General features: G+C 59.4%; 26 protein-coding genes. 13 read left to right on the forward strand and 13 right to left on the reverse strand.

The window, feature by feature from the left end; translation table 11 throughout:
• Positions 1-5: 5 nt before the first annotated feature.
• The 3 genes from FKG95_RS08575 to FKG95_RS08585 form a co-directional block, all read right to left on the reverse strand.
• Positions 6-854 carry a beta-keto acid cleavage family enzyme gene (locus tag FKG95_RS08575; RefSeq protein ID WP_142895894.1) on the reverse strand — a complete coding sequence of 283 codons (849 nt, stop codon included), beginning with the start codon at positions 852-854 and terminating at the stop codon, positions 6-8.
• On the reverse strand, positions 851-2,188 hold the full coding sequence (locus FKG95_RS08580; RefSeq protein ID WP_142895895.1) for an aspartate aminotransferase family protein: 1,338 nt from the start codon (positions 2,186-2,188) through the stop codon (positions 851-853). Before FKG95_RS08580 ends, FKG95_RS08575 begins: the two co-directional genes overlap by 4 nt.
• 282 nt (positions 2,189-2,470) lie before the next feature.
• A complete protein-coding gene (locus tag FKG95_RS08585) occupies positions 2,471-4,945 on the reverse strand; it encodes a GcvT family protein (protein ID WP_142895896.1) in 2,475 nt (824 codons plus the stop codon).
• 108 nt (positions 4,946-5,053) lie between these two features.
• On the opposite strand from FKG95_RS08585, the gene FKG95_RS08590 reads away from it, so the two are divergent.
• From FKG95_RS08590 to FKG95_RS08610, 5 genes are all read left to right on the forward strand, one after another.
• Positions 5,054-5,938 carry a MurR/RpiR family transcriptional regulator gene (locus FKG95_RS08590; protein WP_179953993.1) on the forward strand — a complete coding sequence of 295 codons (885 nt, stop codon included), beginning with the start codon at positions 5,054-5,056 and terminating at the stop codon, positions 5,936-5,938.
• A gap of 208 nt (positions 5,939-6,146) precedes the next feature.
• The gene (locus FKG95_RS08595; RefSeq protein ID WP_142895898.1) at positions 6,147-6,977 is read left to right on the forward strand and encodes a transporter substrate-binding domain-containing protein; all 831 of its coding nucleotides are present in this window, start codon (positions 6,147-6,149) and stop codon (positions 6,975-6,977) included.
• A gap of 224 nt (positions 6,978-7,201) precedes the next feature.
• The gene (locus FKG95_RS08600) at positions 7,202-7,960 is read left to right on the forward strand and encodes an amino acid ABC transporter permease (protein ID WP_246116730.1); all 759 of its coding nucleotides are present in this window, start codon (positions 7,202-7,204) and stop codon (positions 7,958-7,960) included.
• 1 nt (position 7,961) lies between these two features.
• Complete coding sequence (locus tag FKG95_RS08605; RefSeq protein WP_142895899.1) at positions 7,962-8,873, forward strand: amino acid ABC transporter permease; 912 nt, start codon at positions 7,962-7,964, stop codon at positions 8,871-8,873.
• 10 nt (positions 8,874-8,883) lie between these two features.
• The gene (locus FKG95_RS08610) at positions 8,884-9,666 is read left to right on the forward strand and encodes an amino acid ABC transporter ATP-binding protein (protein ID WP_142895900.1); all 783 of its coding nucleotides are present in this window, start codon (positions 8,884-8,886) and stop codon (positions 9,664-9,666) included.
• A gap of 115 nt (positions 9,667-9,781) precedes the next feature.
• On the opposite strand, the gene FKG95_RS08615 is transcribed toward FKG95_RS08610, so the two are convergent.
• Positions 9,782-11,557, reverse strand: a complete 1,776-nt coding sequence (locus FKG95_RS08615) for a hypothetical protein (RefSeq protein ID WP_142895901.1) — start codon at positions 11,555-11,557, stop codon at positions 9,782-9,784.
• Between the two features lie 175 nt (positions 11,558-11,732).
• Here FKG95_RS08615 and FKG95_RS08620 point away from each other — a divergent pair, with 175 nt between their 5' ends.
• Together FKG95_RS08620 and FKG95_RS08625 are read left to right on the forward strand one after the other, a co-directional pair.
• Positions 11,733-12,494 (forward strand): helix-turn-helix transcriptional regulator, encoded by a 762-nt coding sequence (locus tag FKG95_RS08620; RefSeq protein WP_142895902.1) that lies wholly within the window; start codon positions 11,733-11,735, stop codon positions 12,492-12,494.
• A gap of 308 nt (positions 12,495-12,802) precedes the next feature.
• Positions 12,803-13,246 carry a PAS domain-containing protein gene (locus FKG95_RS08625; protein WP_179953994.1) on the forward strand — a complete coding sequence of 148 codons (444 nt, stop codon included), beginning with the start codon at positions 12,803-12,805 and terminating at the stop codon, positions 13,244-13,246.
• 61 nt (positions 13,247-13,307) lie between these two features.
• Here FKG95_RS08625 and FKG95_RS08630 read toward each other — a convergent pair whose 3' ends face one another.
• Both FKG95_RS08630 and FKG95_RS08635 read right to left on the reverse strand, forming a co-directional pair.
• The gene (locus tag FKG95_RS08630; RefSeq protein WP_142895904.1) at positions 13,308-13,931 is read right to left on the reverse strand and encodes an RNA polymerase sigma factor; all 624 of its coding nucleotides are present in this window, start codon (positions 13,929-13,931) and stop codon (positions 13,308-13,310) included.
• A gap of 331 nt (positions 13,932-14,262) precedes the next feature.
• Complete coding sequence (locus FKG95_RS08635; protein WP_142895905.1) at positions 14,263-15,165, reverse strand: LysR substrate-binding domain-containing protein; 903 nt, start codon at positions 15,163-15,165, stop codon at positions 14,263-14,265.
• 197 nt (positions 15,166-15,362) lie between these two features.
• On the opposite strand from FKG95_RS08635, the gene FKG95_RS29570 reads away from it, so the two are divergent.
• Entirely contained in the window at positions 15,363-15,533 is a 171-nt protein-coding gene (locus FKG95_RS29570; RefSeq protein ID WP_179953995.1) for a hypothetical protein, read from the forward strand.
• A gap of 80 nt (positions 15,534-15,613) precedes the next feature.
• Here the strand turns inward: FKG95_RS29570 and pobA are convergent, their stop codons facing one another.
• The 5 genes from pobA to pcaQ all read right to left on the reverse strand — a co-directional run bounded on the left by pobA (position 15,614) and on the right by pcaQ (position 21,010).
• Positions 15,614-16,789 (reverse strand): 4-hydroxybenzoate 3-monooxygenase, encoded by a 1,176-nt coding sequence (gene pobA, locus FKG95_RS08645; RefSeq protein ID WP_142895907.1) that lies wholly within the window; start codon positions 16,787-16,789, stop codon positions 15,614-15,616.
• A 24-nt stretch (positions 16,790-16,813) separates the two neighbouring features.
• Positions 16,814-18,232, reverse strand: coding sequence for a TRAP transporter large permease (locus FKG95_RS08650; RefSeq protein ID WP_142895908.1), 1,419 nt, complete (start codon positions 18,230-18,232; stop codon positions 16,814-16,816).
• Positions 18,225-18,722, reverse strand: a complete 498-nt coding sequence (locus tag FKG95_RS08655) for a TRAP transporter small permease (protein ID WP_142895909.1) — start codon at positions 18,720-18,722, stop codon at positions 18,225-18,227. Before FKG95_RS08655 ends, FKG95_RS08650 begins: the two co-directional genes overlap by 8 nt.
• Positions 18,723-18,875: 153 nt before the next feature.
• Positions 18,876-19,925, reverse strand: a complete 1,050-nt coding sequence (locus tag FKG95_RS08660) for a TRAP transporter substrate-binding protein (protein WP_142895910.1) — start codon at positions 19,923-19,925, stop codon at positions 18,876-18,878.
• Between the two features lie 155 nt (positions 19,926-20,080).
• Complete coding sequence (pcaQ, locus tag FKG95_RS08665) at positions 20,081-21,010, reverse strand: pca operon transcription factor PcaQ (RefSeq protein WP_142895911.1); 930 nt, start codon at positions 21,008-21,010, stop codon at positions 20,081-20,083.
• Between the two features lie 161 nt (positions 21,011-21,171).
• Between pcaQ and pcaD the strand changes: the two genes are divergently transcribed.
• From pcaD to pcaB, 5 genes are read left to right on the forward strand one after another with little or no spacing between them, the layout of a single operon-like run.
• Complete coding sequence (gene pcaD, locus FKG95_RS08670; protein ID WP_142895912.1) at positions 21,172-21,966, forward strand: 3-oxoadipate enol-lactonase; 795 nt, start codon at positions 21,172-21,174, stop codon at positions 21,964-21,966.
• Entirely contained in the window at positions 21,959-22,381 is a 423-nt protein-coding gene (gene pcaC, locus FKG95_RS08675; RefSeq protein WP_218940118.1) for a 4-carboxymuconolactone decarboxylase, read from the forward strand. Before pcaD ends, pcaC begins: the two co-directional genes overlap by 8 nt.
• Positions 22,378-23,085 carry a protocatechuate 3,4-dioxygenase subunit beta gene (gene pcaH / locus FKG95_RS08680; RefSeq protein ID WP_142895913.1) on the forward strand — a complete coding sequence of 236 codons (708 nt, stop codon included), beginning with the start codon at positions 22,378-22,380 and terminating at the stop codon, positions 23,083-23,085. The genes pcaC and pcaH overlap by 4 nt, the downstream gene beginning before the upstream one ends.
• Before the next feature lie 3 nt (positions 23,086-23,088).
• The gene (pcaG, locus tag FKG95_RS08685; protein ID WP_142895914.1) at positions 23,089-23,679 is read left to right on the forward strand and encodes a protocatechuate 3,4-dioxygenase subunit alpha; all 591 of its coding nucleotides are present in this window, start codon (positions 23,089-23,091) and stop codon (positions 23,677-23,679) included.
• 48 nt (positions 23,680-23,727) lie between these two features.
• Positions 23,728-25,068, forward strand: coding sequence for a 3-carboxy-cis,cis-muconate cycloisomerase (gene pcaB / locus FKG95_RS08690; RefSeq protein WP_142895915.1), 1,341 nt, complete (start codon positions 23,728-23,730; stop codon positions 25,066-25,068).
• Positions 25,069-25,082: 14 nt separating this feature from the next.
• Here pcaB and FKG95_RS08695 read toward each other — a convergent pair whose 3' ends face one another.
• Together FKG95_RS08695 and FKG95_RS08700 are read right to left on the reverse strand one after the other, a co-directional pair.
• Positions 25,083-25,694 carry a 2-hydroxychromene-2-carboxylate isomerase gene (locus FKG95_RS08695; protein WP_142895916.1) on the reverse strand — a complete coding sequence of 204 codons (612 nt, stop codon included), beginning with the start codon at positions 25,692-25,694 and terminating at the stop codon, positions 25,083-25,085.
• A gap of 87 nt (positions 25,695-25,781) precedes the next feature.
• Positions 25,782-26,393, reverse strand: a complete 612-nt coding sequence (locus FKG95_RS08700; protein ID WP_142895917.1) for a TetR/AcrR family transcriptional regulator — start codon at positions 26,391-26,393, stop codon at positions 25,782-25,784.
• Positions 26,394-26,419 lie beyond the last annotated feature (26 nt).

Below are 26,419 nucleotides of genomic sequence, written 5' to 3' on the forward strand. Positions count from 1 at the left end.
TCAAATCACGAGTTCTCAGTATCACGAACGCCCAGCACCCGGCTGGTGTCTTCGAGGGTCTGACCGCCGCGCCCGAGGTGCTCGGCGATGGCAGAGATAACATGGACCCGCTCCGCATTCGACTCGGCGATCTCACCGTCCGCATGCCAGAGGCTGTTCTCGAAGCCGACCCGCGCATGGCCGCCCAGGGCCATGGCCGCCGCGAGCGACGCGGTCTCGCTGCGCCCGAAGCCGCAGACCATCCATTCGCTGCTTGATTTCAGGCCGGACGCATTCAGGGCCTCGATAAAGGGTAGGAGGTCCTCGACCTCGCTCTCCAGGTTCTTGGCGTAGCGGCCAAGGACAAAGAGGAGAGCGTGACGCCCGCCGGGGATGACCTCGCGACGAACCAGATCCGCAAAGCGGTGAATCTCCTCGGCCGCGTAGAGAATGTGCTGGACCGCGATGTCTTCCTTCAGCGCCCAGTGATAAAAGTCCGCGGCTTCGGTTTCTTTTTCCGGGCTCGCGATCAGCTCCTTGAGCGCGGCGCTGAAGCCTCGCGGCCGGAGCTCCCGCATGACCGCCATCTGCTCTTCCGGCTGGTAGATGCCGACGGCTTCGGTTGTGACCTGGGCGAAGATCTTGTCACCGCATTCGCGGGTAATGGCATCCAGCAGTTCGCGGTAAACGGCGGCATCCAGAATATGTGCACCTTGCGCATCGCGAATGTGGGCGTGGATGGCTGTTGCGCCGGCCTCGGCGCAGGCGGCTGCCGTCTGCGCGGTCTCGGCGATGGTCATGGGGACTTCGGGGTGATCGCTCTTGGTCTTGCGGGCACCGTTGGGCGCCACCATGATGGTCGCGGACGAGGTCATGCCGCACCGGCCTGTGCGAGGGCGGTTGTAACGGCACGATCGAGTTTATCGGTGATTTCGTCGAGCTGCGCATCCTCCAGAATGAAGGGAGGTGCAAGCAGGATATGGTCGCCGCGTTGGCCATCCAGCGTGCCGCCCATGGGATAACACATCAGCCCCTCGTTCATGGCCGCCTGCTTGACCTTTGCATGCAGTTTATGGCCGGGGTCGAAGGGCGTTTTCGTCTCGCGGTCCTTGACCAGCTCAAGCCCCCGGAACAGCCCCCGGCCGCGGATGTCGCCGACGTGCGGATGCTGCCCGAAGCGCGCTTCCAACCTTGTATGCAAGGCTTCGCCGAGAGGTGTCACACGCTCAACCAGTCCGTCATCGATCAAGCGGGTCAAGACTGCGCCTCCGGCAGCGCAGGCGGCGGGGTGGCCGATATAGGTATGGCCGTGCTGAAACAAACCCGAACCCTGTTCGATGGCGTCGTAGATGGCCCCGGTGCAGAGCATGGCGCCGATCGGCTGGTAGCCGGCGCCCAGGCCTTTCGCGATGCAGAGGATGTCCGGCGCGACGCCGTCATGATCACAGGCGAAGAGCGTTCCCGTGCGCCCCATGCCGCACATGACTTCATCAAGGATCAGCAGCACACCGTATTGGTCGCAGATCTCGCGGATACGTTTGAAGTAGCCCTCCACGGCCGGGACCGCACCCAGGGTTGCGCCGACCACCGGCTCGGCAACGAAGGCCGCAACGCTGTCCACGCCCAGGCGTTGGATTTCGGTTTCCAACTGGTTCGCGACCCGTTGGCCGTAGTCGAATTCACTCTCGCCCTCTTCCTGGCCGCGATAGACAAAGCAGGGGTCGATGTGCGCCATGTCCACCAGCAGCGGTTCGAACTGTGCCCTGCGCCAGCGGTTTCCGCCGGCGGCCAGCGCGCCCAGAGTGTTGCCGTGATAGGATTGCCAGCGTGCGATGATGTGTTTGCGCTGGGGCTGGCCGATCTCGACAAAGTACTGCCGCGCCAGTTTCAGCGAAGCCTCCACGGCCTCTGATCCGCCGGAGACGAAGTAGACCCGGTCCAGATCGCCGGGCGCGAGAGCGATCAGCTTCTCGGCCAGAGCCTCGGCGGGCGGCGATGTGAAGAAACCTGTGTGGGCAAAGGCAATGGAGTCCATCTGGCTGCGGACGGCATCTGTCACCGCAGCATCTGAATGACCCAGGCAGGAGACGGCGGCGCCGCCGCAGGCGTCGAGGTATCGCTTGCCGTCGCTGTCGACGATGTAAGCGCCGTCGCCGTGGGACGCGACAGGCAGTTTCGCTTTGGTGTGGCGGGGAAAAACATGGCTCATGAGACGTGGCTTTCCTCTGGGTTGGGAACTCATATTCTTTGACGGCCTTGACGACAAAATTGTGTTTTCTGGCAGGGAGTTATGAGCGGAGCGATGCTGAAGCATCGTGACAGATGACATGACGCTGTCCGGAACTCACAATCTTGTCGCCCCTCTGGGGTCGTATTATAGCAGGCTTTAGGGGCGTCGAGCCCGCTCACCGGGCCTTCAGGCCCGCTTTCGAGAGCCCTCCTGCCTAAAGCCAGCCATAATACGATCAAGGCCATCAAGGAATATGAGTCCTCAACCTAGGCGTGAAACGACGGTTGGCGCGCCGAATTTCATGCGATGACCCTCTGGATCGAAGGCCGCCTGCAAGGAGAGTGTGGCAGGATGAAAGCTTCCTGCAATATCTATCTGCAGTTTCCTGCCCTCGCGGGCGAACTCCGATGGGACGTAGGCGAGCGCGACGGGCCTCTGAATTCTGTACCCGAAGGCTGCGGAGGTGACTTGTCCAATGTACCGGCCATCGCACAGAAGGGGTTCATGGCCGATGGGCCAGATATTTTTTTCCTGCGGTATGACTGTTACGAGCCGGGTTTTTGGACCGGCTTGCCGTTGCGCCAGCAGAGCGCTTCGTCCGGTGAAGTCGGGACCGTCGTCCAGCTTCAACGCGAAGCCGAGGCCCGCATCCAGAGGTGTCGTGTCCGGTCCGATGTCGTGACCGATGGCGAGGAACTGCTTCTCGATCCGCAGCGCGGTCTGCGCATAGGCGCCCGCGGGGCGGACGCCATGACGACTGCCGGCCTGCATCAAGGCATCGAACAGCGCGGTGGCGGCGCAGTTGGGTACAATCAACTCCCAGCCCAGCTCGCCGACATAGGAGAGCCGCACCGCGCGAACATCAATACCGGCGATAGAGACGGTCTTGTGGGAGAAGAAAGGGAAGGCCGCATCCGAGAGATCCGCGGCGCTCAGGGAATGCAGCAGCTCCCGGCTTTTCGGCCCCATGACGCCAAGGATTGAAAGGTCTCCGGTGACGTCAGTGAATGTCAAATCCTCGTCAGCCCGCCGCGCCCGCCGCAACCAGGCCAGATCGCGCCGGATACGGTTGGTGCTTGGCATCAGCAGATAATCGTCGGAGGAATTCCGCAGGGCCGTGAGGTCGCTCTCGATGCCGCCTTTGTTGTTCAGCATGGCTGTGTAGATGGCCCGCCCCGGCGCCCTGGACATGTTATTGGCGCAGACCCGTTGCAGGAAGGCCTCTGCGTCCGGCCCCTTGACCTCGATCTTTCCGAAGCTTGATTGTTCGAACAGTGCCACCGCCTCGTGGGCGGCGCGACACTCTTCGCCCACGACGTCGAACCAGCCTGGCTTTCCGAAGGTCAGGCTTTGGTCGACGCTGTTCATCGGATCGAAGTAGAGCGGGCGTTCCCAGCCGAAGCGCTGACCGAACCTGGCGCCGGCACGAACCAACGCGTCGTGTGTGGCGGTGCGGTGAAGATTGCGCGCAGTCTTGTGCTCTCGTCCAGGATAAGCAATCGCGTAGTGTTCACCCAGAACCTCGGGCGCACGCGCGAGGATTGCGTCCAGTTGCGCTTCGCTTGGGTGGAAACGGGCAGGGTGGACTTCGTCGAGGTCCATCGGGGCCTCGCCTTCCGCGATCCAGGCTGCAAGCGCTTTTCCGGCGCCCCCACCCGTCGCCACACCAACCGAGTTCATGCCGCAGCCCAGGTAGAGGCCGTCCACTTCCGGCGCAGGCCCCAAGAGGAAGCTGCCATCCGGCGTAAAGCTCTCCGGACCATTCAGCAACATCCGCACCTCGGCGGTTTCCAGCGCCGGGATGCGATGAAGGCCCGTCAGCATCATGGGTTCAAAATGATCCCAGTCCTCGCCCAGCAGGTCGAAGGCGAAGTCCTTGGGCAGATCTTCCAGCCGGATCGCTTTTCCCATGGGCTCGAAACAGCCGACCAGCAGCCCGCCGACGTCGTCGCGGATGTAGAGATGTCCGTCGTGATCACTCAAGGTTGGCAGACGGCCGGTGATCCCCTCGACCGGCTTGGTCAGAAGATAGAAATGCTCACAGGCCTGGATCGGAATCGTCACACCCGCAAGTCCGGCGACTTCGCCACTCCACAGCCCACCACAGATCACCGCGGATTCGCAGGCGATATGGCCGTACGCGGTGTCGACGCCTGTGATCTGCGCCCCAGCTTTGGTGAAGCCGGTCACAGGAGTGTCTTCGAAGACTTGTACGCCCATTGTCCTGGCGGATTTCACCAGCGCCGCGCAGAGATCCGAGGGGTTCACGCGGCCATCGCTCGGCGAATAGATGGCTCCGATGACATCGTCTGTATGGGCCAGTGGCCAAAAGTCTTTGACCTCTGCCGCCGAGAGTTCTTGAACCGGGACATCGTAAAGCCGCGCGAGCGCTGCTTGCCGCCGGATATGGATCAGACGATCCGGATTGGTCGCAATGGAGAGGGAACCGGTCTGGACCCAGCCGGTGGATTGGCCCGTTTCGGCTTCCAGGCCACCGTAAAGCGCTACCGAATCCTTGATCAGTTGGGTCAGGTTCCGGGTCGAGCGAAGCTGCCGGACCTGGGCCGCGGAGTGCCAGGTCGTGCCGCAGGTAAGTTGCTTGCGTTCCAGAAGGACGACATCTTTCACACCGCGTTTCGCAAGGTGATAGGCCGTGGAACATCCCATGATCCCGCCGCCGATAATCACGACGGAGGCTGTGGCGGGAAGCGCCTGTTTCGCGGTGGTGCTGTTCATTTCCCTGGCCGGTCTCGAACTGTTTCACGATGTGGATCATTTGTTTCAATAGTAATTGTGATTGAAACAGTCGCGTCAAGTGGTTATTGTCGTGAAATGGGGATCGACATGCATACACGCCTTGATGCGGCTTTTGAGCGCCTGGGGCCGCGCCTGAAGATCGCGGCGCGCTATGTCCTGGATCATCCCGACGATGTCGCGCTCTATTCCATGCGCACCCTTGCGGAACGGGCAGGGGTTGCACCGGCGACCTTGTCCCGCCTGGCCCGCGCGATCCAGTGCGAGGACTACGAGACCTTCCGACACAGTTATCGGGCAATGGTCGCCGGGCGGCATGATCCCGGCGCTAGTTTTGCCGGTCGTGCCCGTGCCCTGAAAGCGGATGCAGGCAATCGGAAAGAGGCCATGCGCGAGCAGGCCGAAGCCGTAGTCGGCAACATCGACAACTTTTTGGCTTCCGGCTATCGGGAAAGTCTGGATCTGGCGGCTGATATTCTGATTTCCGCACGCAGCGTACAGGTCGTCGGCATGATGAGTGGTTTCTCACTCGCCATCTATGCGCATTATGTGGCCAGCATGGCCTTTCCCAACTGGTCTTTGCTGCGTACCCAGGGCGGCAGTATCGCGAACTCGCTTTACGATTTGAGCGAGGAAGATGCCGTTATTGCCTTCTCGTCCGAACCTTATTCACGTGCAACCATGGTTGCCTGCCAGGACGCCCGCGCGGCCGGTGTGAAGGTGGTTGCCATGACCGACCGGCGCTCCGCACCCTTGGCGCGCATTGCCGACGTGGCGTTGGTGGCGCCAGCCGACTCGCCGCACTACTTCCCGTCGATCGCGGCACAGGTGACCGTCATTGAGGGGCTGTTGAGCACCATGTTGAAGCGTGCCGGATCGGAAACCCTGACCAAGATCGAGACCATCGAGGCCGCGCGCCACGCTTACGGCGAATACTGGGATGAGGAGAAGGAAGCAAGCTCTGCAAGATCATAGAGAACGGCGTCTGGGTGGACAGGGCGGAGAACAGGAATCTCTGCTTTGGGGACTATCCTATCTTGGCGCGGCAGTGCAGAGTCACTCTGCAAAGAGATAATAGAGCAGGAAGAGTGCGTCTCTTGGCCTTCATGAGCCCAAGCGGTCAGTGGTCCAAGCGAACGCGTCACAAGCAAAAAAACACTTAGCAAGGAAACGGGAGAACATCATGAGGAAAGCAATTAGTCTTTTAAGCGCAACGGCCATGACGCTGACTGCGACCAGCGCTTTTGCCGAGCAATGCACCAATGAAGTCTGGAACAAGGTCATGTCGCGCGACAAGCTGGTCGTGGGAGTCAAAGCCGACTACAAGCCCTGGGGTTTCCGGGACGAGAGCGGCAATCTGGTCGGTATGGAAATCGACATGGCGCAGTCAGTTGCCGATGCCATGGGTGTGGAACTGGAGACCGTCGCTGTGCAGTCCTCCAACCGCATGCAGTTCCTGGAACAGGGCAAGATCGATCTGATGATCGCCACCATGTCCGACCGTCCGGACCGCCGGGAAATCGTCGGTATCGTCGGACCGAACTATTACACCTCCGGCACCAACATCCTGGCGCCGAAGGCTTTGAAGTTCGCCGATTGGGAACAGCTGCGCGACCGTCCGGTCTGCGGAAAGCAGGGCGCGTTCTACAATAAGATCGTCGAAGAACGTTACGGCGCCAAGGTCGTGGCCTTCGGCGGCAACGCGGAAGCCAAGCAGGCCCTGCGCGACAAGAAGTGCATCGCCTTCGTGTACGATGACAGTTCCATTGTCGCCGACCTCTCTTCGGGCAACTGGGAAGCCTTTGAGATGCCCCTGAAAACAGAAGACGACAACCCCTGGGCGCTGGCTGTGCCCAAAGCCGAGCAGAACTGTGTCTTCGGTAACTTCATGTCCGGCATGCAGTACAACTGGCACCGCGACGGCACCCTGATCGAGCTGGAAAAGAAATGGGGCATCCAGCCGACCGCATATCTGCAAAGCCAGAAAGAACGCTTCGCCGACTGGATCAAGTGAGGTTTTGCGAGTGGGAGCGGTCAAAGCCAATGACCGCTCCCAACGGGCGATGCCAAAATGATTTGCTGCTACCGTGTAGCGCATAGGGATTCGATGTAGAAAAGCGGAAGCTTGAGTCGAGCTTCAGGAAGGGTTGTTTCGAGAAACGCAGCATACTTAAGGTATGTGAGGATCGCAGAAACAGCGTTGACGCAGAGGTCGGCCAAGATGCCGCTTTGCAGGGGGTGATCATCGAAGCGATTCAAGAATTCTTTCGGGAAGTTGCGGTCAACAATCCCACCTGGAACTTCATCTTCTTTTACGAGGCGACTCAGTGGAACAAGGTGGTGGGCGGGCTGTGGATGACGATCCAGCTTTCCGTGGTCTGCGTGCTCTTTTCTCTGGTGATCGGCGTCGTTGGCGCGGGCCTGCAGGGGGCGAGGAGCGCCGTCCTGCGGGCCGTTGTCGCGGGCTACATTCAGTTCTTCCGCAACACGCCGCCCTTCGTTCAGCTGCTGTTTTTCTACTTTGCGCTGGGCCAGTTCACACCGACCTATTCGCCGGACGGCTGGCTGGAGATCCCGATCATCAGCAACGTGGGCTGGGCGATCATCTCGCTCTCCTTTTTTGCCGGCGCCTTCAATGTGGAGATCTTCCGCGCCGGGGTTGAGGCCGTACCGAAGTCGACCCAGGAGGCGGCGGAGTCCCTGGGCTATACGCGCCTGCAGATCTATGGCCACATCGTCTTCCCCCTGGCGCTGCGGGTGTCCATTCCCGCGCTCAACAACAACCTGGTCAATCTGGTCAAGACCACGACTCAGGCCTTCGTCATAGCAGTGCCGGAATTGCTCTATCAGTCGGTCACCATCTGGAACGACTATCCCTCCGCGCAGTATCCCATGATGACCTTCCTCTTCTTCGCCTATCTGGCGCTTGTCGGTGTCGTGGTTGTCGGCATGAACAATTGGGAACGCGCGATGCGCATCCCGGGCTACGGGGGCTGACATGGCAAAGCACTCCCTGCGCAGCGCCTCCATCCCCGGCGTAACCGCCGCCGCCAAGACCGACCTGCCGGTTCTGCATTCCTTCAAGGCCGGTTATGCGGCGCCGAGCGAGATCGGTTTCAGCCGCTGGCTTGCGGGTGTCCCGGCCTGGGCGGTTTTCGCGCTGGTCTTTGCCGCCGCGATCTGGCCCTTGTCCGCGATGGCACAGGGGAGCGGCTTCACGGCGGGGCAGGCCTTCGAGGCCTTATTGCGCTGGATCCCCTATCTGGTCACCACCGGCTTTGCGCTGACCATTCTGATCAGTTTTTTGACCATGTTCATCGGCACGGTTTTCGGCGTTCTGCTGGGCCTGGGGCAGATCTCGCATAATCCCGTGATGGCGAAGAGCTGCTGGCTGATCACCCAGACCTTCCGCAATTCGCCCTGGCTGGTGCTGCTTTTCATCGTGATGCTGTCCTTTCCCTTCGAGATCCAGATCGGCAGCCTCATCATCCCGGTACCCGACTGGATGAAGGCGGTGATCGGTCTGGCTCTGCCGATCATGGCGAACATTTCCGAGATCGTGCGCGGTGCGGTAAACTCCGTGCCGACGGCCCAGTGGGAGGCCGCGGAGAGTCTGGCCTTCTCGCGCCGTCAGACCTTGTTCGAGATCATCCTGCCCCAGTGTATCAAGCGCATGATTCCGCCCTGGATGAACTGGTACGCGATCCTGACCATGGCCACGCCCATCGTCTCGATCCTGGGGGTCGACGAGGTGCTGAACCTGACCCGACAGGCCATCGAGGCCGAGGACAATCACCCCGAGCTGCTGATCCCCTTCTACAGCTTCGTCCTGGTGATCTTTTTCGTCTACTGCTACCCGATCGCGCGCCTGACCATCCGGCTCGAGCGCAAGTTCGCGGTGAAGTTATAGGAGGCCGGGTATGGCCGAGACCAACACTGCAGCCGCATCCGCCGCCGGGAACTGGACCCCGGAACAGCCCATCGTATCCCTGAAGGAAGTGCGCAAATCCTTCGGCGATCTTGAGGTGCTGAAAGGCATCACCTTCGACGTCATGAAGGGCGAGGTGATCTGCATCATCGGCCCCTCGGGCTCCGGCAAGTCGACCCTGATCCGCTGCATCAACGCGCTCAACCCGATCGACTCAGGTTCGATCCAGGTGGAGGGACAGGAGGTCCACGACGCCCACCTGGACAAGCTGGCCCTGCGCAAAAAGGTCGGCATGGTGTTCCAGCAGTACAACCTCTTCCCCCACAAGACCGCCCTCCAGAATGTCATGATGGCCCCGGTCCAGGTCCTGAAACAGGATAAGGCCGAGGTCGAAGCGCGGGCGCGTAAGCTGATCAAGAAGGTGCGCCTGGAGGGCAAGGAAGAGAGCTACCCCGGCGAACTCTCCGGCGGCCAGCAGCAACGCGTCGCCATCGCCCGCTCGCTGGCCATGAACCCCGACATCATGCTGTTTGACGAGGTGACGGCCGCGCTCGACCCGGAGACGGTGAAGGAGGTCCTGGTCACCATCAAGGAACTTGCCCAGGACGGCATGACCTGCATGCTGGTCACCCACGAGATGGGCTTCGCCAGGGAAGTGGCGGACCATATTTACTTCACGGACCGCGGCGTGATTGTCGAGCACGGGCCGCCGGCGACGTTCTTCAGCGAGGCGAAGGACCCACGCACGCAGGAGTTTTTAGGGCAGATTTTGTGAGCGAATGTCAAAGTCGAAGTGGGAATTTTCCACATGATTTGACGACGTTCAATAGGCCTCACGCCATTTGGTATCAGTCTATGCCACAATAAAGATTGAGATTTACGTCGATCACTCAGGATTGCGGATCCGGCTTATTTAGTTTTTCCCATGCATTCTCTTTAACAAGGCCGGAGAATTCAGCCCACGGCTTCCAGTCTTTGCCACATGGTTGTATTTGCTCTAATTCGAGGGACGTGACTCCGGCTGGTACTCGGTCGACTAAGACCTTGGACAAGAACTCCCCGTCCTCTTCATTAATTTGTGCTGAACGTATTCTTAGAGCTTCACCTGTCGGAGTGTGACGATCAAAACCTATGGTGAGTTTGAGCAGCTTTTGATCCTGTGACAGCATCATAAGATTACGAATTTCCGTATGTTCGTGCGGATTAGAGAGGAAACATCCAACACGCGAAGGATTGAACTTTCGGAGATTAGCCACGACAAAAGCCGCTGAGTCCAAGCGTATGGGATTCTTATTTAAACTACTCGACCCTGTCTTGTCTTGATATGATAAGTCTTTCTTTGAAAAAATACTCTCGGTTACAACATCAATCAAATCAGAGTTCTTGCTTTTAATTAGTTTTGCTAATTTTGTAAGCTGGTTATTCATCTCAGAAACTACTAATTCGCGATCTTGAGTAATGCCGGTTGGCGTAATATTTAGTCCTATAGCAGTTCGGATTTTTTTATTATTTTCGCCCTCACAATCGAGTTTCTGTAACGCGCTGCTGTCACGATAGTATTTATTGTTCATCAGGAAGGCCCACATACTTACTGCGGTATCAATTGAATTTAAACCAACTTCTCCGACCATCTTCATTCGGATGTATTCGCAAGTAGAGATAAAATCGTTTCCAAATTGATCTTGCCAAAGACGATATATATTTTTTATGTCGGTATTTTGATCCACATATTGTTGTAAATTATGATTTGGGCTTGGACCGAAATTCGTGGCAAGTATGGTTACAAAGTCTCTATCTATTTTAGGTAGGGATTCGAGTCTACCTTGGTCTGATCCAAAAATAGATCTGCGATGATTAATTTCAATATTGATTGAGCCAGTTGCGTCGGAATCGGTAATTTGCTTCAGTTCAATTTTAATGCCTTTGATCCCAGAGGTGTCACCAAGTAAATCCAATTGCTCTGAGTATTTCGAAGTAATATCTTTCGACAACATCTGCCCCAGTCGATTGTCGGCTTTTTTGGAGAAATCCTCGAAAGTTGGGTTGGTGACCCTATTCAGCAGCCATGCGCCTTGGCCCCCGGCTGCGCCACTGACGAAAGTCAGAGCTTCTCTGAATGTATCAATTATGTTCGAGCTGTATCCTTCAGTGCTTCTCAAAGAGTATGAGACACGTAACGTGTGTCCTGATCTTGCTCGAATGTAAGGGGTCAATGCGCCGGTAGCGCTGACGGCGCTGCTACGAACAACATTTTCTTTCTCATCAAATTGAATAATGAAAATAGGTTCTCTACCGATCAACGAAGATTCGCTGGCTGTGCTGATCCCTGTTAGCGTATTTGTTCGATGAACTTCTACGACAAGAGCAACGGTCTTACTTTTTGGAGTGAGGAATCTTCGGACCATGTTTCCAAATGTTCGTTTGACATCATCATTGTTGTTCATATCAAGGCCGGCAATTGTGAATTGCACAACAGCGTAGTGGCCATTGTCTGTTAGTTGCGATTTGTAGGTAGGGGCGTAATAAACTCGCGTGACAGCCTCATTTAGGCTCGAAAATGTTGTTGTTGGTTCGACCGACTTGACTCCTTTGGCCCCATTGCCGTTGGGGATTGGCGTGCAAGCAAGTAGCGGTGTTAGCAATGCAAACGCCGCTAACCTGTTCAAATAATAGCACATCCCCGATTCCTTTCTATTTTGAGCGAACAGTTCGCAATCGAGCCAAATTGAGTGACTCAATTGAGGCTAGGCAACCTATGGAACTCTATGAGAAAATAATTTTCTACCTATCACTATCTATAGGTCTGTTGAGTTCCGTGAGTGCTTTGGGGGAGTAATCATCATGGAAAACCAATTGATAGATCTGGTGACGGATCTGAAAGACACGTCCGACAATCTCTCGGCGTGGGACATCGCTGAAAAATACTTTGAGAACTTACAGTTTGGCGCAATCAACTGCGGAGTCATGGAAAAGGGGGACGGAGCGCTTGTTGGTTTTTTTTCCAACATGAGTGCCGGCTGGATGGCGCACTATTTGGACTCTGGTTATGATCAATGCGATCCCTTGATCAAACATGTTGTTGATGGCAAACCGGACAGTCTTTTTCTCCAGGAGAATAAAGATCTCTTCACAACATCGGACCCGCAGCGCTCAGGGAATATGTTTCGAGAGGTCGAGCAGGAGGGTATCCGCTCTTCTGTTGTCTCTCCCTTCCAACAGCCGTCGTCGCGTCATATTGTCGGTATCAATCTGGGCAGCGCACTTCCTACCGCCGAGTTTCTACGACTTGTCAGGTCTAACCGAATGGAAATTCTGGTCGGCTTGGCATTGGTCCAAAATTACCTGATGACCGTTTGGTCTGACCTTCGCCGGCAAGGGCCATGGTTTCCGGTTCAATCGGAGAACACCATCCTAACGCCCCGCGAGCGCGAAGTGTTGCTCTGGCTGTCGCAGGGTCTCCGGAATGATCGGATCAGCGAGAAAATGAACGTCGCGGTAGTGACCGTCAATTTTCACATGCAATCTATCAAGCAGAAGCTGGAGGCCAAAACGCGGGAACATGCAGTGGCGATCGCTGTGTCCCGGAACTTGATCGAACCTTAAGATTCGCATATCGGCCTTCATCGGCTCTAGCGTGTGAGGGGCGTTCGATTTGATGGTGCTGGCTAGAGCGATCACGTCGAATCCCGCAGCGACTTCTACTCTCGAGACAAGTGAGCCTCCCAGCACGCAAGGGATGCGCGACGGCAATTCTCAATCGCGGACCTAAACCTCCTCGATGAAGTTTCTTTACCTGCTTTTTTGCGTTTTAGGTTAAGTTGAACTGACTTTTCTTTCTAATTAATTTGAAAACAACCGCGATGCGGCGAATAAAACTATCAGAAGTTGAAGAAAAAAATCCCATAAATACTATGGCGGAACATTTTTTCCGCTTGCCGCGTGTCACCTGTTCACTTGCGCCGCTCTGGTCGGGCTTCGACCCCATGGAGGTGCCGAACGTTCTGGAATGGATGGTTGTTCTGGAGCGGCGGGATACGACCCTGGAGGGGCATTTTGTCCGTCTGATGGGGGAAAGCGTGAAGAATCTCTTCGGGGCGAACCTGACCGGGAAAGCGCTCTCGGAAAGCCTGAGTGACGCGGACCTTGAACAGCGCTGGCAAGATCTGAATGCAGTTGCGGAAGCGCGCCAGCCTTCATTTCATATCAGTAAAGTGCCGCTCAAACAGCGTGAGTTCGTCACGATTTACCGCGGCTGCTTTCCCTTCTGCGATGAAAAAGGCGACATCGTGCGCCTGGTCATTGTCGCGGCACCGGCCGGGGATGTCAGCGTGGCTCAGGCCCGCATCACCGATTGAGCGCCGCTGGTGTTTTCTTGCTCCCGAGGACTGGGCCGGATCAGGTTTCCTTGTTCACGGTTCAGCCCGGAGAAGCTCCCTCGGCCTTCTTTCTGTGGCCCACAATTTGCCGCCCGCCTGCACGTTTCAGATCGGCCAGCCTCAGGCGCGCGTTCGCCAGACGGCTCATGACCGTTCCCAGCGGCACCGCGAGGGTGGCGGCAGCCTCGGCGTAGGTCAGGCCTTCCACATAGACCAAAAGGACGGTGCTACGCTGCGCTTCGGGAAGGCTGGTCAGGACCTGGTTCAGGAAGATCTGCGTTTCCAGTTTTTCCCGATTGTCGGCGATCAAGGCCTCTTCGGCCTCGACAAAACCGCCACCGCGACGGATGCGCTCGGCGCGCAGCTCGTTCTTCCATAGCGACGCCATGATCGAGAAAGTCCAACGGTCCAGTTGGGTGCCGGCTTCGAACTGATCGCTGCGCTGCAGAGCCCGCAGGCAGGTCTTCTGAACCAACTCGGCGGCGGTTTCCTCGTTGTGGGACAATACCATGGCGAAGCGCCAAAGCCGTGCCAGAAGGGACGGCAGGCCCGCTGTCACCGGATCTGCCAAAGGTATAGGTCGCGGGGGCGGCGCTGCGGTGAATTGTGACTTGGATTCGGTGACTGGAGGCTGGCTGTCGCTGGTTTCCTGCGGTGCTGTCATCGGTCTCTTGGCGGCGTGCCCGGGTGGGCCGTGTAAAGTGCCGCTCTCCACTTTGTCTGCCGTGATCTCGACAGATCGGTTGCTGTGGCCGCGGAAACTCTCGTCGAAGAAAGATCCTGCGGCGTGAGTCGAAGGAAACGCCGTTGATGGAACTAAGTTAGCGATTGGACTGAGCGCTGGTAATTGCTGAAATTTCTATAGGGCTATACGCAAATAGAGGAGGCGTGTGGGGTGTTTTCCTGCCGGAGCAGTCCCAAAAGGCATGCGCCGAGCGGTCCCGCGCCAGAAATTGCCGAGAAAGACTCCTGGAGACTGTCAAGGATACCTGGTGTCAGCGGATACCGCCGCTCTCCAGGGAGAGATCCAATTGGGCGCGCAGCCAGGCTACGAAGCGGCGCACGCCACGCGAGGGACGCCGGTGGCGGCCCGTCACCAGCCAATAGGACAGGCCGGTCGGATAGCGGCCGGGCAGGGGCGCGGCCAGGCGCCCCATAGCCAGGCTGTCGGTAGCCAGGGATTCCCAAGCGAGGAACACGCCTTGCCCCGCGACGGCGGCATCCAGGCAGAGGGAGCCGTCGGAGAAGGTCGGGCCGTCGCCCAGCATGCTCTCGTTGTGGCCGTTCGGTTTAAGCCAGATATTCCAGCTGTAGACCTGCCCGGCGTCGCGGATGATCGGGTGTCTGGCTAGATCCTCGGGGCATTTTATCTCTTTCGCGAGGGCGGGACTACAGACCGGAAAGACCCGCTGGTCGATCAGCTTTTCGGCGCGGACGTCCGGCCAGTCGCCTTTGCCCACGCGGATGCAAAGATCCACGTCTGAGAGATTGGGATCGACCAGAGAGACCGTGGAGTCGATGCGCACGCGGATATCGGGGTGGTTTCTGTAGAAGTCCTTCAGGCGCCAGACCAGCCACTTCGCGGCAAAGACCGGGGCCACCGACACCGTCAAGCTGTCCTCCCGGGTGCGCCCGGCCAGCGTGACCGCCGCCGCGAGCTCCGTCATGCCGGCGGTCAGGTGACGCAGCACGTCTTCGCCGTGGGGTGTGAGTACGAGGCCCTTGGGCAGGCGTTCGAAAAGGCCGCGGCCGAGCTGTTGTTCGGTCTTTTGGACCTGCTGACTCACCGCTCCTGCAGTGACACCCAATTCCTCCGCCGCCGCGCGCAGGGAGCCCAGCCGCCCCACCGCCTCAATCGCGCGCAGGCCACCCAGGTTGATGCGGTTCAGGTTTTTCATATAGCAGCGCTATATCACACTGCAGAAAAGATCGATAGAAAATAAGGCAAGAGTACGAATATGCTTTAGCTATGCTATATTCATTCAAACCTATCGCAGGACTGCTTTTCTGGGTCGTCACCGGCCGAAGTAATGGTCAATTCCCCTCCCACAACACATGGTATCGTGACCCGCTTTCCCATCCGGATCTGCAGAAGATGTCGCTGAACGCGCTTGCCGATCTGCCATTCGATCCCTTGGCCATTCATGACTTTCCGGATCAGCCAAAAGAGCCTGCATGCGAACGATCAGAGAAATTTCGTGACTGCGTCGTTGAACGCGTGGGCCAGCTTCATGTCATCGTCAATCCGGCCGCTATCGATCGATAGATTCCGGACAAGTGCTCCGATCTTCAGCGTGGATTGGGTTTGCATCTGCCGGCTTGAGTTGGACGACAGGCTGTTGGTCTTCACTCGTAGGGCAGGCCCACGTAGTTCTCAGCGAGGGCTGTCGCGGCGGCGGTCGAGGTGGTGACGTAGTCCAGCTCCGCCTGCTGCAGGCGGAGGTCATAGGGGCTGCTGTCCGGGAAACGATGCAGAATGGAGGTCATCCACCAGGAAAAGCGTTGGGCCTTCCAGATGCGGCGCAGGCATTGCTCGGAATAGCAATCGATCAGCTCTTCACTACCGGTCTCGTAAAAAGCCGTCAAAGCCCGCGACAGAAAGAAGATATCCGAGGCCGCAAGGTTGAGGCCTTTGGCGCCGGTGGGCGGTACGATGTGCGCGGCGTCACCTGCCAGGAACAGACGGCCGAAACGCATGGGCTCGGCGACGAAGCTGCGCAGCGGCGCGATGCTTTTCTCGATCGAGGGACCGGTGACCAGCGCTTCAGCGACATCGCCGGGTAAGCGTTTGCGCAGCTCGTCCCAAAAGCGGTCGTCGGACCAGTCCTCGGGCTTTTCATCAGTGGCGCACTGAATGTAGTAGCGGCTGCGGGTGAGGGAGCGCATGGTGCAGAGGGCGAAGCCGCGTTCGTGATTGCTGTAGATCAGCTCGTCATTGACCGGCGGCGTATCGCTCAGTAGGCCCAGCCAGCCGAAAGGGTAGACCCGCTCGAAGGTTTTCAGTGTCTCTTGCGGCACCGAGCGGCGGCTGATCCCGTGGTAACCGTCGCAGCCGGCGATGTAGTCGCAGAAGACCTCGCGCTCGACCCCGTCTTTACGGTAGGTCACGCGCGGACGGCCGCCATCGAAATCATGTGGAACCACATCCTCGGCCTCGTAGATCAGATGTCCGTTCATCGCATCCCGCGCGTCCATCAGATCCCGGGTGACCTCTGTCTGGCCGTAGACCGTGACGACGCTGCCGCCGGTCAGGCTTTTCATATCGATCTGACGGCGCTGGCCGTTGAAAGCCAGCTCGATGCCGCCGTGTATCAGGGCTTCGCGCTCCAGACGTTCGCCGACCTGCGCGGTCTTCAGCAGATCGACCATGCCCTGTTCGAGAACGCCCGCGCGGATACGGCTTAGCACGTAGTTCCGGCTTTGGCGTTCCAGCACCAGCGTGTCGATGCCTTTGAGGTGCAGCAGCTGCGACAGCAATAGCCCCGAGGGACCTGCGCCTATGATGACGACTTGCGTGCGCATTGGGGATATCCTCCGCAGGTTCGATCAGCCCGACAGCAGCCGGGGCATAAAGAGAGTGAGGGCGGGCAGACTCAAGAGGAGCGCCACCCGCACGATCTCCGCCGAAAAGAACGGCATGACGCCGCGAAACACCGCACGCATGCCCACATTTTCGGCGAGGGATGAAATGATAAAGACGTTGAGGCCAACCGGGGGCGTGATCAGGCCGAGCTCCACAACGACCAGCGCCAGGATACCGAACCAGATTTTCAGCTCCTCCGTATCCAGGCCGTAAGCGGCGGTTGCGGCGGTGGTGTAGTCGCCGCCGTTCAGATCGACCAGCACCGGCCAGAGGAAGGGGACCACAACCAGGATCATGGCCAGGGAATCCATGAAGCAGCCGAGCAGGATCAGGATGATCAGCATGACGATCAGGATAACCCAGGGATCGAGCCCGCTGGTTCCGGCCCAGCCGGCCATGGCGGTGGGCAGGCCCGCGCGGGTGAAAAAGCCTTTCAGGACCTCAGCGCCGAAGAGAATGAAATAGATCATGCCGCTGGTGACGGCGGTCTGCAGCAAGGCTTCGCGCAGGCCCGTCAGGGTCAGGCCACCGCGCTGGTGACTTTCGGTGCCGAGGCCATTGCTCTGGAAACGCCGCAGCAGACCGTAGGCGAGGATCGCGAAGACCCCGACCGCGGCGGCCGGGGTCGGGGTGAAGAGCCCCATGCCCAGGCCCAGGATGATCGAGCCGAAGATGACGAGGACCGGGATCAGGCGGATCAGGGCCTGCTTGCGTGCCTGCTCTTCCATCGGATCGGCGAGGGGCGCCAGCTCCGGTTTCAGGCGGACCTGCAGGGCGATCACGCCGATGAAAAAGGCCACGGCCACGAGGCCGGGCAGGATCGCGGCCTGGAACATCTGTATGACCGAGGCTTCGACAATGATCGCGTAGATCACAAGGGCGATCGAGGGCGGGATCAGAATGCCCAGCGTACCGCCCGCGGCCAGGGTGCCGGTGGCCAGCTTTGGATCGTAGCGCATGCGCCGCAGTTCCGGCAGCGCCACCCGTCCCATGGTCGAGGCGGTGGCAAGCGACGAGCCGCAGACCGCACCGAACCCGGCGCAGGCACAGACCGCCGCCATGGCGACGCCGCCACGCAGGCGACCGACCAGGGCATTGAGGCCCTGAAAGAGATCGCGGCTGAGTTGGGTCTGTGAGGCGAGATAGCCCATCAGCACGAAGAGCGGAACCACGGAGAGTTCGTAGTTGGCCAGACCGTTCCAGAGAAGGGTTTTGAACTGCTTCAGATAGGGTTCGAAGCGCAGATAGGGTGCGGCGAGACTGAGGGCGTAGTTTCCCGCGATCCCTACGGCGATCATGGCCAGACCGACCGGGATCCGCAAGGCCAGCAGGACAAAGAGCAGTACCAGTCCCGCCAGGCCGATCAGCTCAAGTTCAGACATGGGCGTCGGCCTTGAAGAACTGCGTCAGGGCGACCAGAGCCCAAAGCGCAAGCGAGGCGATGCCCGGCAGATAGAAGGGCCACTCCGGCCAGCCGAGGACCCGCGAAAGCGCGCCGTCGCTGTAGGTCTCGCCCAGTCCCAGGATCAGCCAGTAGGTCAGGAACAGCGCCATCACCGCGATGGCCAGGAGTGAGAAGCGGTCAAGTCTCCGTTGCGTTCTCAGGGAGAAATGACTGACGAAGATATCGACGGCAACGTGTCCGCGCCTGAGCTGGCAGTAGGGGAAGAACATGGGGGCGGCGGCGCTGATCGCCAGACGGACGAAGTCCTCATAACCGGGCAGGCCGGGGACAGCGCCGCCGAAAAGACCGGCGAGGCGATCGAGACCGAACGCCCCGACGTTGACGGCGGTCACCAGAACGATGGCGATCAGGAGCACACCGCCCAGGAGCGCCCATCCAATCGCTAGCTTTTCCATCAGAGCAGGCACGCGCGTCTTTCTCTCTCGTCGCGATCTGAGACGTGGGTTATTGGATCAGCAGCCACGAGGCTATCCTGGAGACGTCCGGCCGGGGGGATCAAAACCGTCCCCGGCCGGGTTCTAGTGTGGTGGAGCTTAAGTTCCACCACACGAGTGCCTCGCCTATTTTGCCGTTGAATGCTTGGCGACCGAAGCGCGGGCGGCGTCGACCAGCGCTTGCCCGTCGAGGCCGTTGCTGTCGGCATCCTCGATCCAGCGCGCCACGACGCCTTCGCCCAGTTTATCGAAGTCCGCCAGTGTCGCTGCATCCAGTTTAATGACTTCGCCGCCGGATTTCTCCTGCGCCGCTTTGCCTGGCGCTTCAATGCCGTCCCAGAGTTCACCGATCTCCGTTGCCAGGGCATCGCCGGAGTTGGCGTCGATCACCGCCTTGAGGTCATCGGGTAAAGACTTGTAGCGGTCCTTATTCATGGCGAAGAGGAACACGGCTGTACCGAAGCGTCCGCCCGTGTCGCCTTCAACGGAGTATTTGGTCAGCTCCTGCAGCTTGAAGGGCAGGACCACCTCGAAGGGGATCAGGGCGCCGTCGACCGCGCCCTTGGAGAGCGCCTGGGGCAGCGCGGGCAAGGGCATGCCGACGGGTTCCGCATTCCAGGATTCGATCATCCAGGCACCGGTCCGCGACGGCGTGCGCAGCTTCATGTCTTTTACATCACCGACGGAGCGCACGGCGGTCTCGCGCAGGTGCAGGGCGTTGCCGGCATGGGCATGGATAAGGATCGGTTTCAGATCCTTGAAGTCGTCGGCCAGCAGCGCGAAGTTCTCTTGAATTGCCAGATTGGTAGCCCGCGCGCTGCCCTGATGGACGGTTGGCAATTCAAAGACTTCGGAACGGGGGAAGACGCCGGGCGTATAGCCGATCACGGTCCAGACCACGTCGGCGGCGCCGTCACGTACCTGCCGGTAAAGCTCCGGAGGTTTGCCGCCCATGGACATGGCCGGGAAGATCTTGACCTCGATCCGTCCGTTGGACTGTTCCTCGACGCGCCGCGCCCAGGGCTCGATAAAGGACTTATGCGCCGGCGCCTTGGGGCTGATGAAGTGGTGGACCGTGATGGTCTCCTCAGCGGCATAGCCCGGTGCTGCAAATCCAGCCGCGGCGACCGTGGCGGCGGCCAACAGGCCGGTAAAAAGACCCTTTGGGGTTTTCATGGCTTTCTCCCTGTCGTTCCGGCGCCAAGCACACAGCCTGCGCCGACTTTTATCGTTGTTTCAGTCTCTGACAGTCGCAGTCTGGCCGATCCATTTGGTTATGGGAAATGAAATTTTTGGGCCGATACATAACCAAATATACAGGCAAAATACCCTTATGCCTGTGCCCCGAGGCGGTGCTCACTCACATCCCGGATCGCCTGCATCATGATCTGGGTCGCCAGGCCAGGTGGGGTGTCCGCGCGTGTCGTCAGACCGACCGGGCCCAGGGTGTCACGGGTGTCGACCGGCAATTCCACAAGAACAGCGTCCTCGACATCGTTGGCGGCGACGCCGTTGGAGATAATCCAGACCGCATCGGTGATGCGGGTGTAGCTGCGTCCGAACGCCATGGAGATGGTTTCGATCTGATCCGGCGGCGTGCCGATGCCGTTGGCGATCAGAAAGCGGTCGACATAAGGGCGGATGATCGAGGCCTCGGTTGGCATCAGCACCGGGTATTCGAGAATGCGCGACAAATCGAAGGGCTGGTCCTGCAACAGCGGATGTCCGGGGCGGACCAGAAAAGAGATGTGCTCAGAGTAGAGGTGCTCGAAGGAGAGGCCTGTCATCAATTCCGGTTCGCCCAAACGACCGACCACGAGGTCCAGTTCACCGACCCGCAGGCGGGAGATCAGAAGGTCGTTCTCGCCGGTGATGATCCGCACGACCGTCTCCACACCGTCTTTTTTAAAACTTTGGACTGCGTCCGGCATGACGCGCGCCGCCACGGTGGGCAATACGCCGAGGGTAATGGCGAAGCCGCCCTTTGCTCTTGCTTGGGCGATGCTGTCGACTCCCTGCCGCAGCGCTGTGACGCTTGCGCCGGCGTAGCGGAGGAACACCTCGCCGAAACGCGTGACGGCAATGCCGCGCTTGCTGCGGTCGAAGAGCTGGACCGCCAGAATGTCCTCGAGCTCACGCAGGGTTTTGGAGACGGCGGGTTGTGTAATGGCGAGGGCGTCCGCCGCCTTGACCACGCTTTTTTGCCGCGCGACCTCCAGGAAACACTGCAGATGGCGGAACTTGATTCGCCTGTCGATCATAAGGGGTCGATCATGAGAGGGTTCCGCGGATCAGCATTGAAATATGTCTTTTTGGTTATCTGTTGGGCCGTAATTGTAAATTTACATAACCAAATCAAGCAGGCAATCTTATAGAAACGCGGAACGCGAAATCTGCGAGTGCAGGGAGAGGAAAAGACACAATGAAGTTTGCCAGGATCAACGGGGTCGTTCTGCATTACGCGGACAGCGGACCCGGAACGGCACCCGCTCTGGTCTTCTCAAATTCGCTGGGCACCGATTTTCGGATCTGGGACGGACTTCTTGAACGCATTGGCGCGCCTTTTCGCGTGGTGCGCTATGACAAGCGCGGCCATGGACTGAGCGAGGCACCGGATGCGCCCTATAAGATGGAGGAGCACGTGGGCGATCTCGCGGGCTTGCTTGATCATCTGGGTGTTCAATCTGCCATCGTCTGCGGTCTTTCTGTCGGCGGGATCATCGCTCAGGGTTTGTCGGCGGCCCGACCGGAATTGGTCCGGGCTCTGATCCTCTGCGACACCGCGCACAAGATCGGTCCGCCCGAAATGTGGGACGACCGCATCGCCCAGGCGCGCGCCGGCGGGATCGAGGCACTGGCGGAAACGATCCTGCAGCGCTGGTTCTCGGAGGACCTGCGCGGCAACCGCCCGGACGAACTGATGGGCTGGCGCAACATGCTGGTACGCACGCCGCTTGCGGGTTACATCGGGACCTCTGCGGCAATCCGTGATTCCGATATGACTGAAGCGGCGCAGGCAGTGCAGGTACCGACGCTTTGTGTCGTGGGGAAGGAAGACGGCTCTACGCCACCCGATTTGGTGCGCACGCTGGCGGGTCTTATCGCCGGGGCGCAGTTTGAGATTATCGAGGGCGCAGGGCATCTGCCCTGTATCGAAAGGCCGGACGAGTTGGCTGCGCTGATCAACGATTTTTTCCAGGAGACCGGACTTGTCTGAAGATCGCTACGCTCTGGGCATGAAGACGCGGCGCGCAACGCTGGGCGACCGCTATGTTGATGGCGCCGAGGCCAAAAAGACGCCCTTCGATGAGGACTTTCAGCGCTACATCACGGAAGGGCCCTGGGGCTCGGTCTGGTCGCGGAACGGGATAACGCCGCGGGAACGCAGCATGGTCACCGTTGGTCTGCTCGCCGCGCTCGGCCACCATGAAGAACTGGCGCTGCATCTGCGCGCGACCCGCAACACGGGTGCGACTGCCGAAGACATCAAGGAAGTCTTGTTGCAGGTTGCGGTTTATGCGGGGGCACCGCCTGCCAACACGGCGATCAAGATTGCGAAGTCCGCCTTTGCGGAAATCGACGCGGAAGAAGCCGCTGGCAGGAAGGCTGGAGACGGGAAGGGCGGATCATGACGGATAAGCTTGGCTTCAAACCGAGAAACTGGAACAGCCATCCGGCATATCTCAGCCCGGACTATAAATCGACGGCGCTGCGCAGTCCGACCAAGCCACTGGTGCCGCTTGCCCAGTCGCTCTCGGAGATCACCGGACCTGTTTACGGTCACGAGAGCGTTGGGCCACTTGACGCCGATCTGACCAGGAACGGTGCGACCGCTGGCGAACCGCTTGGCGAGCGCATCATCGTGACGGGCCGTGTCCTGGATGAAGATGGCAGAGCCCTGCCAAATACGCTGATTGAGGTTTGGCAGGCCAATGCTGCCGGGCGCTACGTTCATGCTGCCGACCAGCACGATGCGCCCCTGGACCCGAACTTTTTCGGCGGCGGCCGCTGCGCCACCAATGCGGAGGGCTGGTATGCCTTCAAGACGATCAAGCCGGGCGCTTACCCCTGGGGTAATCACCTGAATGCCTGGCGGCCCAATCATATTCACTTCTCGCTCTTTGGGCCCAGCTTTGCCACCCGCCTGATTACCCAAATGTATTTTCCGGGCGATCCCCTGTTGGATCTGGATCCGATCTTCCTGGCGACGCCGGAGGCGGCGCGGGGCCGACTGGTTGCTGATTTCTCGCTGGAGGCGACGGAGCCGGGCGTCGCCCTGGGATACCGCTTTGACATCGTCCTGCGCGGCCGCAACGAAACGCCGATGGAAGACTGAGCCATGACGCAAAAGCAGACACCGTCGCAAACCATCGGGCCTTTCTTCGCCTATGGCCTGACGCCGGAGCAATACGGCTATAATCTGACTTCCATTGCCGCGCCCGACGTCGCCAACAAAGATCAAGCGGGTGAGCACATTCGGATCGAAGGCCAGATCTTCGATGGGGAGGGTGTCACGGTCGGTGACGCCATGATCGAAATCTGGCAGGCGGACGCCGCCGGACGCTATGCGCATCCCGCCGATAGCCGGGGATCCAATGCGGATTTCACCGGATTTGGCCGGGTCGGGACAGGCACGGATCCCGAGCGGCGTTTTTTCTTCGAGACCATCAAACCCGGTGCGGTCGGAGACGGGCAGGCGCCGCATATCAATGTCATCGTCTTCATGCGCGGTATGCTCAATCACGCCTACACGCGGATCTACCTCTCGGACGAGGTGGAAGCCAACGCCGCTGATCCGGTGCTGGCAGGCATTCCCGATCACCGGCGCGGAACTCTGATTGCGAAGCGGGACGACAGCGGTGCCGGGCCGGTCTATCGCTTCGATATTCATATGCAGGGGGCCGACGAGACGGTATTCTTCGATCTATGAGCAAAACTACTTGTTTCGTCTCTGACGCCCGCTATTTCCTGTAACACCATGGCCGTCAGTCCTCTCGATTCGACACTCTTTCAGTTGCTCTTCTCCGGTCGCGAGATCGCGAAGCTCTTCAGTGACGAGGCCACGGTGGCCCAAATGCTGCGCGTTGAAGCGGCCCTGGCCCGCGTTCAGGGCCGGTTGGGTGTCATTCCTGAAGAGGCGGCCGACGCCATCGATGCGGTTCTGTTCGAGACGGTTTTGCCGGTATCGGAACTGACGGACGGCACTGGGGACGCAGGCGTGCCGGTCCCGGCACTCGTCGCGGCGTTGCGCAGCAGAATGGACACGGACGCCGGACAGTATCTGCATTGGGGCGCAACCAGCCAGGATATCGTGGACACGGCTCTGGTCCTGACACTGGCCTCCGCCGCCGAGGTGCTGGAAATGCGGCTGGAGCATAGTATCCAGGCTTTGAAAAGCCTTGCAGAGAGGCATCGCGCGACAGTCATGGTCGCGCGCACACGCTCGCAACAGGCTCTGCCTATGACCTTCGGACTCAAGGTTGCGAATTGGCTGTCGCCTCTGCTGCGGCATCGCACCCGGCTGGCCGAGCTGCGGTCGCGATTGCTTGTGGTCCAGTTCGGCGGCGCGGTAGGCACGCTCTCGGCGCTGGGCGGGCGCGGTCTGGAGGTGATGGAGGCTCTGGCCGCCGAGCTGAAACTGCAAACGCCCGCCGTGCCCTGGCATACACAGCGCGACGGCCTGGCTGAGTTCGCCGGCTGGCTTTCACTGGTGACCGGCAGCCTCGGAAAGATCGGACAGGACATCGTGCTGATGTCGCAAAACGAGGTCGGCGAAGTCCGCGAGGGCGGTCAGGCTCTGGGCGAAGGCGCCCGCGGCGGCTCCAGCACCATGCCGCAAAAATCCAATCCGGTCTCCAGTGAAGTGCTGGTGACTTCGGCGAGAAACAACGCGACCCTGCTGCCGGCACTGCACCAGGCGCTCTTGCAGGAGCATGAGCGTGGCGGCGCAGCCTGGCAGCTGGAATGGCTGAGCCTGCCGCAAATGGTGGTCTCGACCGTCGTTTCCTTGAAACATGCGCTCTATTTGATCGAAAATCTTGAGGTAAATGCCAAGCGCATGCGAAGCAATCTCGAGATTTCGAACGGTCTGATGCTCGCCGAAGCCGCGACCTTTGCGCTGGCCGAACATTTGCCGCGCCCGGAAGCGCAAACCCTGGTCAAGCAGTGCTGCCATGAGGCGGCGGCGAGCGGTTTGAATCTGATGGACGTGCTGGCGGAGTGCTGCGACGCGCCGGTCGATTGGACGCAGCTTCGCGACCCCGAGCATTATCTCGGTGTCACCGACCAGTTGATTGACCGGGTGTTGAGCAGCGTCTGATCAGAATCGATCTCTCAGGCCTGCAGCTTTTCTATCGCGCGATCCAAGAACGCGATGCGGTCCTGGCCCCAGAAGATTTCACCGTCCGGCAGGACGTAGCTCGGCGCTCCGAAAACGCCGGCCGCGATCGCCTCGCCGGTATTTTGCTCAAGCCTTTCGGCAAGATCTTCGGCTGATACCGCATGGGCTTCCAAGGCTGCGGTATCGAGTCCGGCCCGCTCGACAGCCGCGGCAAGCACGCTGGCTTCCGCGATGTCTTCGTCTCGTTCCCACATAGCTCTGCCCAACTCCGTATAGAAGCGCAGGGTGTTTTCGCCCGCGTCATTCGAAGCGAAGATTAATCCGATCGCCGGCATGTGATCGGTCATGCTATGCGCCGGGGTCAGGACGATGGGGATGTTGAGATGATCGCGCCAGCGCTTCAGCTCCATCATCCGGTAGGCCTGCCGTTCCGGTGAGCGTTTGGGCAGAGGCACGCCGCCGGTTTGCGCAAAGACCTCGGCGAACTTCGCCGGCTTCATCGTGACGCTGCAGCTTCTGCGCTGCGCAATCTCCTCCAGGCGGGCATTGCCGAGATAGGCCCAAGGGGAATTCAGAGCAAAGTAAGTGTCGATATTGATCGTCATCCGCCGGGCCCGCCTCTGTTGGATCTTTTCACGTGAGAGGCTGGTTCAAGTCTGGTGCAGTGTCAAAGTAAATTCTTCAGGACCTGTTCACAGGCTCTTGAGAAAGCTGGCAAAAAGCTCGGACGCGGTCCTTTGGAAAAGACGCAGCCGGCCGGTTTGTTCCAGAATCAGAAGTCCGGTGGCCTGCGCCATCGCGGACGCGGTTTTACCGGCGGGATCCGGGGCGCCGGCGTCCCTGAAAGAATTTTCGACCAGATCGAAGACGTCGCGGAGCTGCGTGTTGAGAGCGTGGTTCAGTTCGCTGTTCAAGCCAGCGGGTTGCTCGCCTCCAAAAAGATAAAGCCCGAGCGTGAGGTCGTCCGGGTTTGTCCTGTAATAATCGAAGATCGCCCATAGACCTGCTTGCGCCGCGTTTTCCGGTTGGAGGTCATTTGCAGCCTTTTTCACTTCATCTCTCAAGGCTTCCAGTGATGTCGCGAGCACCGCGGCGTAAAGTTCTTCCTTCCCCTGAAAGTAAGGATAGATTGCGCCGGTCGAGCAGCCTGCTTCAGCGGCAATGACCCGCATGCTCGCACCTTCCAGGCCCACGGCCTTAAAGACGGTCTTTGCCGCCTCGACCAGCTGGCTGCGCCGCACATCGCGTAAGGCGGCACCACGGCTCTTGCGGTTGGCGGTTGTCGTTGCTTGCGCGCTTGTCATGTCTCTCACTGCTCGCCTTCGGTGCT

This window comes from Denitrobaculum tricleocarpae (assembly GCF_007004665.1).
In the GTDB taxonomy this organism is placed as follows: domain Bacteria; phylum Pseudomonadota; class Alphaproteobacteria; order Kiloniellales; family Kiloniellaceae; genus Denitrobaculum; species Denitrobaculum tricleocarpae.

Coding starts and splice junctions, on each gene's coding strand:
- FKG95_RS08575 (WP_142895894.1), bottom strand. CDS start 854: ATGACCTCGTCCGCGACCATCATGGTGGCGCCCAACGGTGCCCGCAAG.
- FKG95_RS08580 (WP_142895895.1), bottom strand. CDS start 2,188: ATGAGCCATGTTTTTCCCCGCCACACCAAAGCGAAACTGCCTGTCGCG.
- FKG95_RS08585 (WP_142895896.1), bottom strand. CDS start 4,945: ATGAACAGCACCACCGCGAAACAGGCGCTTCCCGCCACAGCCTCCGTC.
- FKG95_RS08590 (WP_179953993.1), top strand. CDS start 5,054: ATGCATACACGCCTTGATGCGGCTTTTGAGCGCCTGGGGCCGCGCCTG.
- FKG95_RS08595 (WP_142895898.1), top strand. CDS start 6,147: ATGAGGAAAGCAATTAGTCTTTTAAGCGCAACGGCCATGACGCTGACT.
- FKG95_RS08605 (WP_142895899.1), top strand. CDS start 7,962: ATGGCAAAGCACTCCCTGCGCAGCGCCTCCATCCCCGGCGTAACCGCC.
- FKG95_RS08610 (WP_142895900.1), top strand. CDS start 8,884: ATGGCCGAGACCAACACTGCAGCCGCATCCGCCGCCGGGAACTGGACC.
- FKG95_RS08620 (WP_142895902.1), top strand. CDS start 11,733: ATGGAAAACCAATTGATAGATCTGGTGACGGATCTGAAAGACACGTCC.
- FKG95_RS08625 (WP_179953994.1), top strand. CDS start 12,803: ATGGCGGAACATTTTTTCCGCTTGCCGCGTGTCACCTGTTCACTTGCG.
- FKG95_RS08630 (WP_142895904.1), bottom strand. CDS start 13,931: ATGACAGCACCGCAGGAAACCAGCGACAGCCAGCCTCCAGTCACCGAA.
- FKG95_RS08635 (WP_142895905.1), bottom strand. CDS start 15,165: ATGAAAAACCTGAACCGCATCAACCTGGGTGGCCTGCGCGCGATTGAG.
- FKG95_RS29570 (WP_179953995.1), top strand. CDS start 15,363: ATGTCGCTGAACGCGCTTGCCGATCTGCCATTCGATCCCTTGGCCATT.
- pobA (WP_142895907.1), bottom strand. CDS start 16,789: ATGCGCACGCAAGTCGTCATCATAGGCGCAGGTCCCTCGGGGCTATTG.
- FKG95_RS08650 (WP_142895908.1), bottom strand. CDS start 18,232: ATGTCTGAACTTGAGCTGATCGGCCTGGCGGGACTGGTACTGCTCTTT.
- FKG95_RS08660 (WP_142895910.1), bottom strand. CDS start 19,925: ATGAAAACCCCAAAGGGTCTTTTTACCGGCCTGTTGGCCGCCGCCACG.
- pcaQ (WP_142895911.1), bottom strand. CDS start 21,010: ATGATCGACAGGCGAATCAAGTTCCGCCATCTGCAGTGTTTCCTGGAG.
- pcaD (WP_142895912.1), top strand. CDS start 21,172: ATGAAGTTTGCCAGGATCAACGGGGTCGTTCTGCATTACGCGGACAGC.
- pcaH (WP_142895913.1), top strand. CDS start 22,378: ATGACGGATAAGCTTGGCTTCAAACCGAGAAACTGGAACAGCCATCCG.
- pcaG (WP_142895914.1), top strand. CDS start 23,089: ATGACGCAAAAGCAGACACCGTCGCAAACCATCGGGCCTTTCTTCGCC.
- pcaB (WP_142895915.1), top strand. CDS start 23,728: ATGGCCGTCAGTCCTCTCGATTCGACACTCTTTCAGTTGCTCTTCTCC.
- FKG95_RS08695 (WP_142895916.1), bottom strand. CDS start 25,694: ATGACGATCAATATCGACACTTACTTTGCTCTGAATTCCCCTTGGGCC.
- FKG95_RS08700 (WP_142895917.1), bottom strand. CDS start 26,393: ATGACAAGCGCGCAAGCAACGACAACCGCCAACCGCAAGAGCCGTGGT.